Here is a 10088-nt window from a genome sequence, read left to right as displayed (position 1 = left end):
AGATGGAATCAATGTTCCGCCTGTTATGGCTGTATACCAAACAATATTTGCTTGATTGAACTGAACGCTTGCAAATGTCGGAAGATCTTCCTTACAGAAGTTTTGCACTCCTGCTGTTACTAATGTAGGTGTTCCTGGATCATTGACGTTAACAGTTACTTGCAATCTTAAAGAGCTTTCACATAACGTAACCGCATCAGTTGCTGCTCCATAATAAATTCTGCTTACTAATGGAGTAGTCGAAGCAATTACATTTCCTCCTATCGCTGCATCATACCAAATTACATTGCTTTCATTAACTTGAATATTTGCAACAGTTGGTGCATTTATCAAACAGAAATTCTGAGTGTTATTTGTAGTTGTTGGAGTATTTGGATCACTAACAATTATTACTGCATCTTGCAATGTTCCTGCTAAATTTTCGCAGGTATTAGCGCTTGCAACAGCTACATAATATGTTATTGGGCTTACTGCTTTTGTTAGACCTGTAGCGGTTAAAATACCAGCTGCATCTATTGCATAAGTAACTCCTGCTATTACAGCTCCATTTGTAATTGGCTGCGTTTTATTAGCATCTAAGTACCAAGTGAATACTGGACTAGTTAATGTTGGAGCCGATGGAGTTAAAGATGCCGGAACACCATTACAAACTGTTACATCGTCAACTATAATATCGTTTACTATTGAAGGAGGCAAAATAGTGAATGTAATTTGTTTTCTGTCTGCTGCTGCAGTTTCACACAATTCATCAGAACTCACTCCAACAAAATAAGTATAAGTTCCAGGAGCCAATCCGTTTACTATTAATTGTGCAGTTGTTTCACCTGTTATTAACTGACTTGTTGTTCCATCAAAACGATACCAGTGATAAACAGGATTTGTTAAAACTGGGGTTCCGCTTAAACTTGTTGCCAAAGTAACGGTTCCAGAAGCAGAACAAATTGATGTTGTTGTTCCTCCGTTTAAAGTAATATCTGTTAAAGCATTTACTGGAGCAGAAGCTTTTACTTCAACGGTAACTTCTCCTCTTGCGTAATTTTCACAACCATAACGTACTGGCTGTACATAATATCTGTAGATACCTGCTGTTAAATTATCTGGTACTGTAAAAGTAGGTCCTGTGGCAACCAAATTCCCTCCTGTTTCGGCATCATACCATCGATAGGTAGAACAAGCGACTTCTGGTATTTGGAGTTCAATCTCAGTACCTGGGCAGACCGTAATTTTATTCTGAGGGTCTGCTCCAATTATTGTAGTATTAGCTGTTCTTTCTACAGTATGTACTCTTAAGAAATCTAAAACTCCTGCAACACCTCCTAAACGGATTCTAACTCTATCGTAAATTTCTGTTGGAGAAGATACCAACACCATCGCCAATGTATTTCCTGGCAATAATTTTATGCTTAATAAAGTGCTAGTATTTTGGATTGGAGCACCAACTTCTACATTTCCTAAATAACGCTGAACTGAAAACCCTGTAAGGAGATTAACACTTAAAAGAGTTCCTGGTTTAGAAACCACAATTCTTAAGGTATCACTAAGAACAGAAGGTGTTTTAAATTGCACCGTTAGATCTGCTGCTGCCAAAGCTCCCACTCCATTATACATTGTTGCAAAAGTAGATACATCTTTATCGGCAATATTCCAAACATCACTTACTCCAACCAAAGCAGTTGCAGCTCCAATTCCTAAATCAGTTGCGCCATAAAAAATATCTTGGATATCACCTGATGTACAAGTTACTGAAGTAGCAGGCTTTTTATAATAAGCATCAAATACTTTTGTATTTTGAGCAACACTTGCTATTGAAGATGATATAATACGAATACCATCATAATCTTGTGGACCTGATGCATCTGATGGAACAAAAGTAAACTCATAAGTGTTATCACCTGAAAGTAAATTTAATAATGATCCTTTTACTGGCTGGCTTGTACCAATAAGAGTTCCATTTTTTGTACCCACTACTGATAAATTCTGACCAACAGCCAATAAACTATATTCAGACCCTAATTTAACTGTCACTGGAGTACCTTTCGTGATATTTGCTGGCCATGTTAAATTTTGCCATGTTGTACCAACTCCCAAAAGTCCTAAACCTGTAGTAATTGTTGAGAATGTTTGAGGATTACCATCAACTGCATTCGTATTGTTTGTAACATCTCCGGTAATTATAGTACCTTCAGTTTGTCCTGTTGCATAAACTCGTTCTGTTAAGTTTTGACAGCTTGTAAGATCTATCACATTGATAATCTTAGTTGCAGTTACAATACAAGACCCATTAGTTGCTACAACTGTATAAGTATAAACTCCAGGTGTATTTAATGGACCGGTTGTAAATGGAGGTCCTGCAATCGCGGCTCCTTGCTGATTAAACCATGTAACAGTTCCTGTCGAAGTAGCTACTAACGAAACATCTGTTCCTACATTTACAGATTCTTGTGGATCAGTTACCGTTAAAGTAGGTAATACATCAATTGTAACTGTTACAGATTGTCTAGCAGATGGACAGGTACTCGTTGCACTTTGCGCTTCTATATAGTAAATGCCATTTACTGTAATATTAGATGCATCTTCGGCAGTTATTAAAGTATTCGAAGAATTATAGAATGTATAAGTTACATTTGAATCGTAATTTGTGATTGCGTTTCTTAAATTCGCACTTCCACATGCTTGTAATGTCGAAGTGATATTTGGAGAAGGTGTAATGGAAGGAAAATTAACCGTTACTTGTTTTAAATCTCCATTCACATTCTCACAAGTACCTCCATTAACTGCAGATATGTATAAATTGTAAGGAGAATTCGAAGTGCTTAAACCAGTTAATGAAAGATCACCTGTAACAGGATCTTTTGCAAATGTTATAGTTCCATCTACACTTCCATCTACAATTTCTGTTGCTTTATTTTGATCTTTATAATATTTAAATGCAACTCCAGCAATTGTTGTCGTAGGAGCAATAACTGCCGCTCCCGCACAAGTTGCTTCAATTGGACTAGCAATATCAATGCTTGCGCCTGTAGGAATTGGCAATACAGTCACAGTAACTGCTTGACGTAAACTGTTTACACAAGTTCCTCCACGTGTAGCTTCTAAATAGTATGTCGTTGTTGTTGTTAATGGAGCTGTTGGAGCTACACTCACAATATTGCCTCCTGTTGAAGCATCATACCATACAAAAGTTTCGCCTCCTGATGAAGAAGCAGACAACGAAGCTGTTTGTCCTGCACAGATTGGTATTGCTGCTCCTGTGATGGTAGCATTTGCAAATCTATAAGAAGCATCATATATATCTAAAGAAGAAAGTGCTGTTAATAGCCCTGTTAAACGAACATGAACACTTGTGAATGCTCCAGCCGCAACAAGACTTGCTCTAAAACGATTACCTCCTAAAAGTTGCACATTTAATAATGAGCTAATATTAGTCTGATCACCATTTGGATTCCCTCCATTAAAACTTTCTAAGCTAATATTAGAAAGTGCGCTAATATCAAGTACACCTGTAGGAATTCCTAATTCTACATCTATAATATCTCCTGCTTGTCCTGAAGAAACAAAAGTCAATGTCTGTTCAATATAATCAAGTACACCTAAAGGTACCGTAAGTGTAGCTGCTGTAGTGTTGTCACTATCAATAGAATTTCCGTCATTTGCTGAACCACATGATAAACAGCCCGTTAAACCGCCTTTTGTCACCACTTGAGAATTGGCTCTAAGACAGCTGCTTATTGCATTGATTACAGTAACATTTATAGCTCCTCTAACTGGGTTTGCACAATCTGTCAAAACATTCGAAGCTTCAACATAATAAGTTTTGTTAGCAGTTAAAGCTGGACTTGGAGTAAAGCTAGTTGTATTAAAAGCTATAGAAACGCCTCCTGTTGGCACATCATACCAATTGTATCGAACGCCTCCAACTGGATTCTGAACTTGCAAGGTAACTGTTTGCCCTGACTGAATAAGAACATCCGAAGATGCAAAAGTAGGCGTTGCTGGCAAAGGATTAACTGTCAACGGTACAGCAGTGCGTGTTGCACTCGAACAACTGCCAATAACTGCTTCAACATGATATGTAACATCTGCAGTTAAAATTGGTGTTGTAAACGAAGTTCCAGTAAATACCAAAGTGCCACCTGTTGCAGCGTCATACCAATTATAGGTAGTGCCAGCAACTGGAGCTTGAACCGTTAAAGTTGTGGACTGCCCATTACAAATTGTTGTTGGCGATGCACTAACTGTCGGAATCACTGGATTTTCGATTGAAACCTGAACTGGATATCTTACACTATTTACACAGCCATTTCTTGTCACCTCTACATAATAAGTTGTTGGTGCTGTTAAAGCAGGAGTAGTAAACGCCGCTGTTGAAGCCAATGAAGTTCCTCCTGTAGCCGCACTATACCAATTAACTGTTTCTCCAACTGCAAGAGCTGCTGTTAAAGTTGCTGTAGATCCACTACAAATAGTTGTGTCACCCGTAACTGTAGGCACTTTGTATCGGTAAGTTGCCTGATAAATATCTACTCTCGATAAAGCTGCTACTACAGCTCCTAATCTAATTTCTACACGATCAAAATTAGCTCCTGCAGTAACACTTGCTCTAAAACGGTTTCCAGACAATAATTGCAAAGTAATTAACGGATTTGTTATTGCTACTCTGTCATTATTATAAGTTGTGCCATTATAAGTTGCTAAACTCACAGCGCCTAATAAAGTAAGATCGGCTAAACCGCCAGGCAGTTCTAAATCTACCTCAACAATATCACCAGCCTTTCCAGGATTATTAAACTGCAATGTCTGTTGTATCGATGCAGCAACTCCAACAGGAACAGTTAAAGTTGCAGCTGTTGCAGGATTGCCATCTACAGAATTATTTAGGTTAGTCGCACTACACAATAAACATACACCAACTTGAGTAGTTACCTGACTGCTAGCTTCAAGACACCCGCCCAAAGCAGCTGGCTGAACTGTTACAGTAACTGGTTCTCTTGTTGCGCTAACACAATTTCCATTTGGACTTTGCGCTTCAACATAATAAGTTTTAGTAGCTGTTAAAATTGGTGTAGTAAAAGTCGTTGTATTTGTAGCAACCGCTGTTCCGCCAGTGGCTGTTTCATACCAATTTAATTGTGCGCCAACTTCAGAAGTTGTCGCATTTAAAGTTGCATTCTGACCTGACTGTATTGTTACACTTTGGGTCAAAACTGTTGGTTGAGCTGGAACAGCTGTAGAAACAACATTCGTTTGTATTCTATTACTTATACAGCTTCCAATAGAAGCTTCCACAAAAAATGGAGTAGTCCCTAAAGGAACTGTTGGTGAATAAGTGGTACCTGTTGCTAATGCAGGTCCTCCACTTGAAGCAGAATACCAGGAATAAGTCGTTCCAGGAACAGGGTTTACAACCGATAAAGTAGTCTGCTGTGTTGCTCCTGTAGAACAAACTGTAAGTCCTATGTTACTAATTGCCGGTGCTACCGGATTAGAAACATTTAAAACAACAGGTACACGAACATTTCCTTCGCATCCTGCTGCTCTAGTTATTCCTATATAATATGTCGTATTTCCTGTCAAAGCAGGAGTTGTATAAGTATTTCCCACTGCTAAAGCTGTCGTAGAAAATTCAGAACTATACCATGCAAGTGTAGTACCTGCCGCAGGTGTTGCGGTAAGAGTTGTTGGAACTCCAGCACAGACAGTCTGCGATAAACCACCTGTTACGCTTGGCTGAGCAAATTCTAATCTTACATCATAAATTCTTAAATTTACTAAAAGACTAACTAAACCTCCAACCTGAACCTGAATTTGGTTGGTATCACCTGTTATAGGAAATCTTGCAACAGCAACTGTATTGCCACTTAGCAAATTCAAATTCAATAGCGGACTGTTTAAAGCCACACTTGAGCCTACATTGACTCCAGAATTTTTAGCCTGAATCGAAGCATTCGACAATAAACTTAAATCAAGCAAACCATTGCCTGTGCCAAAGTAAATAGCTACTTGGTCACCGGCTCGGGCAGTCTGGTTTAAAGTCATAGTTTCTTCGGCAACACACCCTAGCAATCCAACACCATTTGTTAAGGTTGCATAAGTGGATAAGCCAACGCCATCATAAGCATTGGCCGGACTATCAACATCTACTCCTATACATAAAAGCCCTCCTCCAGCACTATTTGTTTGAGACACAGGTCTACAAATAGTTTGAGAGAATGCATTCGTGCATATAAAGAATAAAGTTAAAAGTCCTAATAATCTCATTTGAGGATAGAGATTACAAAAAGTAAATTTTTTTTTCATAATTTGGAAGATTAGAAAATGGACAATAAAACACCTCTTGCAGTAGGTGCATGCACCTACGCAATTAAACAATCAATTGAAAATAAACCAGTTAAAACAAAATATATCAACTTATAAAAAAGCTGTTAAACTCTGTTTTAGTAAAAAAATTATGCTGAATTCGGTATATCGAGATATACCGGAGAACAAATTCGATCTCTCTGAGACAAAATAAGTTCCACTTTTTTTAAGGAAAAATGATTGTAGTCAGTTTTCCTAGAGGAGTGATTTGTTGAAGGTCTAATTTTCATAATGAAAATTTTTAGTTGAAAGTAGAACTGGGGAATTCTTATATAGTCGATTCATTTTTTTTTTAGAAAGTTGATTAGTCATTCCTAAAATATCCAGTTGTAAAAACTAGATTAGAATCTACATTATATCCAATAAAGTTTTTACTCCTTATAATCAACACACCTAATGGGGTAATTACAAGACAGCAAACTAAAATGCAAACCTTTTGAAAAAAAATTAAATATTGGGTAACGATTAAAATTATCGTTGAGACGAAGTAAGCTTAATAACGTAAAGAATAAAGCTAAAATAAAGGAAACAACTAAAGTAAATTTGATAAAGAAAGTAATTGTCAATTCCATACGCAGACTTATTAAGTTATTATTTAATTCTTCTAATTTCTATCTCAACAATTAGAAAAATAATTCTACACTACATTTAGAAAACCAAAAGAAAAACTTTGTTTAACTTTTGTTACCTAAAATTAGGAAAAACAAAAACATAAAACAAGCCTAAAATTCTTATAATTTATTCTTAAATCTTCAATTTCAAAATTAGGAACAGCTGAAAACAATAGAAAAATCGCTACATTTAACATAATTTTCTTGTCAATTAATAGCTTAGTAAAATATTAAATAAAATATGTTAAATCGATATAAACGAAGTATTTTCTTACTCTTTATGCAAATTTATCGCCAAATCTATCCGTTATAAAGACCAAATGCAACAATATTTTATAAAAAAAGTTCAATTTTTAAAATATGTTGAATAATTAAAAATAAACACGTAGAAATACGGGGTAAAAATTCACAAAAAAATTAAACAAAAGTTAAAAAACAAAAAAATGGCAAGCAATTGTTATTAATTGTCTGCCATCTTAAAAGAGTTATTAAAATAAATTACGATTCAATAATAGTATTGATTTGATTAAACAACTGTCCATCGCTTAAAAAAGCACCTTGCTTAATCAATTCAAAAATTGAAGAGTTTCGTTCTTCTGTAAACACCTTCTTTCCTACCTTCATTTCAATATTGTCGGTAAACATATTATCGCTCAGCCATTGCAATCCATCTTTAGTTAAAAAATCAACATCAGGAGAAACCGATTTTAAAACAATCGATTGAATGTGAGTATCAAAACAATGAAATAAAAAGATATGATTTTTAGAAAAATGCTCTAAATATTCTGCTCTACCTAATACACCTTCCCATATCAAATCTGAAAAGACATCAAGTTCCTGTTCTGCAACTTCTGGTTTATTAACTTTAAGTTCTTCCCACTCTTTTCTGTCTATTGCTTGCGTAGCCAAAAAACTGGCAAATTCAGCATGTAATTCTTCAAATTGCTCTTTTGTTAATCTTGCGTATTTCATTTCATTTTAGGCTTTATGCTTTAGCTGTTAGCTATAAGTCTAATTATTACTATCGTTTTATATTAAACAAAAAAATCCCGATTTGCATCGGGATTTTAGTATAGATTTTAAAACTATTACTTTTCAGCAACAATTTCGTATGGTAACTCAACAATTACATCTCTATGTAAACGGATACTAGCACTGTATTTTCCAGTACGTTTTACGATACCACTAGTGATGAATTTTCTGTCGATAGCGTTTCCAGATTTTTCTAAAGCCTCAGCAATGTCGATGTTTGTGATAGAACCAAAAAGTTTCTCTCCACCAGCTTTTGCAGAAATTTTAATTTCAAGAGCTTTAATTGCTTCAGCCAATGATTTAGCATCAGCAACAATTTTAGCTTCTTTGTGTGCTCTTTGTTTTAGGTTTTCAGCTAAAACTTTTTTAGCAGAAGGAGTTGCTAAAGTAGCAAAACCTTGAGGAATTAAAAAGTTACGACCGTAACCAGGTTTTACAGATACTACATCATCTTTAAATCCTAAGTTCTGTACGTCTTGTTTTAAAATAATTTCCATGTTGTTGTCCTTATATTTTAGAAGTTAGGTTCTGCTTCAACAGAAACCAGCGACTAGATTTTTATACTATTTTAATAAATCGGCCACGTATGGCATTAAAGCTAAGTGACGAGCTCTTTTTACAGCTACAGAAACTTTTCTTTGGTATTTTAATGAAGTTCCAGTTAAACGACGAGGAAGAATTTTTCCTTGCTCGTTAACGAATTTCAATAAGAAATCAGCATCTTTATAATCGATATATTTGATTCCTGATTTTTTGAAACGGCAATACTTTTTAGTTTTGTTAGTTTCAATGTTTAAAGGCGTTAAATATCTGATATCTCCGTCTTTTTTTCCTTTTGCAGATTGCTCAATTGTAGACATAATAATTACGCTTTAGTAGATTTTAATTTTGCTCTTCTTCTCTCAGCCCATGAAATAGCATGTTTGTCTAAACTTACAGTTAAGAAACGCATAACTCTTTCATCACGTCTGAATTCAGTTTCAAAAGCTAAAAGAACTTCTCCAGCTACTTTGAATTCGAATAAGTGATAAAAACCACTTTTTTTGTTTTGGATTTCGTAAGCCATTTTTTTAAGACCCCAATCCTCTTTCGATACCATTTCAGCTCCTCTACTAGTAAGAAATTCTTCAAATTTCGTTACTGTTTCCTTCACCTGAACCTCAGATAAAACGGGATTTAAAATGAAAACAGTTTCATAATGATTCATAAATAAAAAATTTATTTGTTAAAATTGGGTGCAAAAGTAAGCATTTAATTTATATATGCAACACTTTTTTCCTTTTATTCGTCATAATGCAAAAAAGATGCCTCAACTTTAGTTTTTTTTACAAAAAAATAATACATTTACTACTGCTATCCTGAATTTATTCTAAATTTAAATGTTATGAAACTAAACTGTGTTGTTGTAGATGATAGTTCTATACAAAGGACAATTATTGCCAAATTGGTTAATAATCACCCAGGCTTGCATTTAATCGGGGATTTTTCTAATGCAATTGAAGCAAAAAGTTGTATCTCATTAAATAATATCGATTTAATATTTCTTGACATAGAAATGCCAGTAATTAATGGCTTTGATTTCCTTGACGGATTAAAATCAAAACCGCAGATTATATTTATCACTTCTAAAGCCGAATATGCCCTAAAAGCTTTCGACTATGATGCTACTGACTATCTTCAAAAACCAATTGCAGTAGATCGTTTTAACGCCTCTGTAAAAAGGGCAATCGATATGCATCTGCTCAAAAAAGACATCAAAGAAGAAGAAGGCGAACATATATTCATCAAAAGTAATCTAAAAAAACTTAAAATCTTTACTTCAAAAATAAAATGGATTGAAGCTTTTGGAGATTACGTAAGAGTAGTAACTGAAGATGACAGCAATCTGGTTCTTTCTACTATGAAATCTTTTGAAAATGATCTATCAAAAGACAAATTTATCCGTGTTCACAAATCGTACATCATTAATATAGATAAGGTAGAGCGCTTTAACAGTAAATTTGCCGAAATAGGAATTACTAAAATACCATTAAGCAGAAATAAAAAAGAAGACTTAGTAAAAGCACTTTCAACTTCTTCTTAATTTAA

The 10088-nt window shown here is 35.0% G+C and carries 6 protein-coding genes; 1 reads left to right on the top strand and 5 read right to left on the bottom strand.

Annotated features, from left to right (window positions below):
* The 5 genes from DMA14_RS08535 to rpsF form a co-directional block, all read right to left on the bottom strand.
* Positions 1-6297 (bottom strand): immunoglobulin domain-containing protein (locus DMA14_RS08535; protein WP_449404181.1); only part of this gene is annotated, 6297 nt, incomplete at its 3' end.
* A gap of 1169 nt (positions 6298-7466) precedes the next feature.
* Positions 7467-7940 (bottom strand): DUF6495 family protein, encoded by a 474-nt coding sequence (locus DMA14_RS08530; RefSeq protein WP_111424306.1) that lies wholly within the window; start codon positions 7938-7940, stop codon positions 7467-7469.
* Between the two features lie 116 nt (positions 7941-8056).
* Entirely contained in the window at positions 8057-8497 is a 441-nt protein-coding gene (gene rplI, locus DMA14_RS08525) for a 50S ribosomal protein L9 (RefSeq protein ID WP_111366389.1), read from the bottom strand.
* Between the two features lie 66 nt (positions 8498-8563).
* Positions 8564-8860: a 30S ribosomal protein S18 gene (gene rpsR, locus DMA14_RS08520; RefSeq protein WP_002987043.1), complete on the bottom strand. Its 297-nt coding sequence runs from the start codon at positions 8858-8860 to the stop codon at positions 8564-8566.
* Positions 8861-8865: 5 nt separating this feature from the next.
* Entirely contained in the window at positions 8866-9207 is a 342-nt protein-coding gene (gene rpsF / locus DMA14_RS08515; RefSeq protein WP_068842999.1) for a 30S ribosomal protein S6, read from the bottom strand.
* Between the two features lie 177 nt (positions 9208-9384).
* Here rpsF and DMA14_RS08510 point away from each other — a divergent pair, with 177 nt between their 5' ends.
* Positions 9385-10083 (top strand): LytR/AlgR family response regulator transcription factor, encoded by a 699-nt coding sequence (locus DMA14_RS08510; RefSeq protein ID WP_008463025.1) that lies wholly within the window; start codon positions 9385-9387, stop codon positions 10081-10083.
* Positions 10084-10088: the final 5 nt, after the last annotated feature.

It is taken from the genome of Flavobacterium sharifuzzamanii, from assembly GCF_003254585.1.
Classification (GTDB): Bacteria; Bacteroidota; Bacteroidia; order Flavobacteriales; family Flavobacteriaceae; genus Flavobacterium; species Flavobacterium sharifuzzamanii.
Note: the sequence above shows the minus strand (reverse complement) of the source record. Positions and strands in the feature narration are given on the sequence as shown.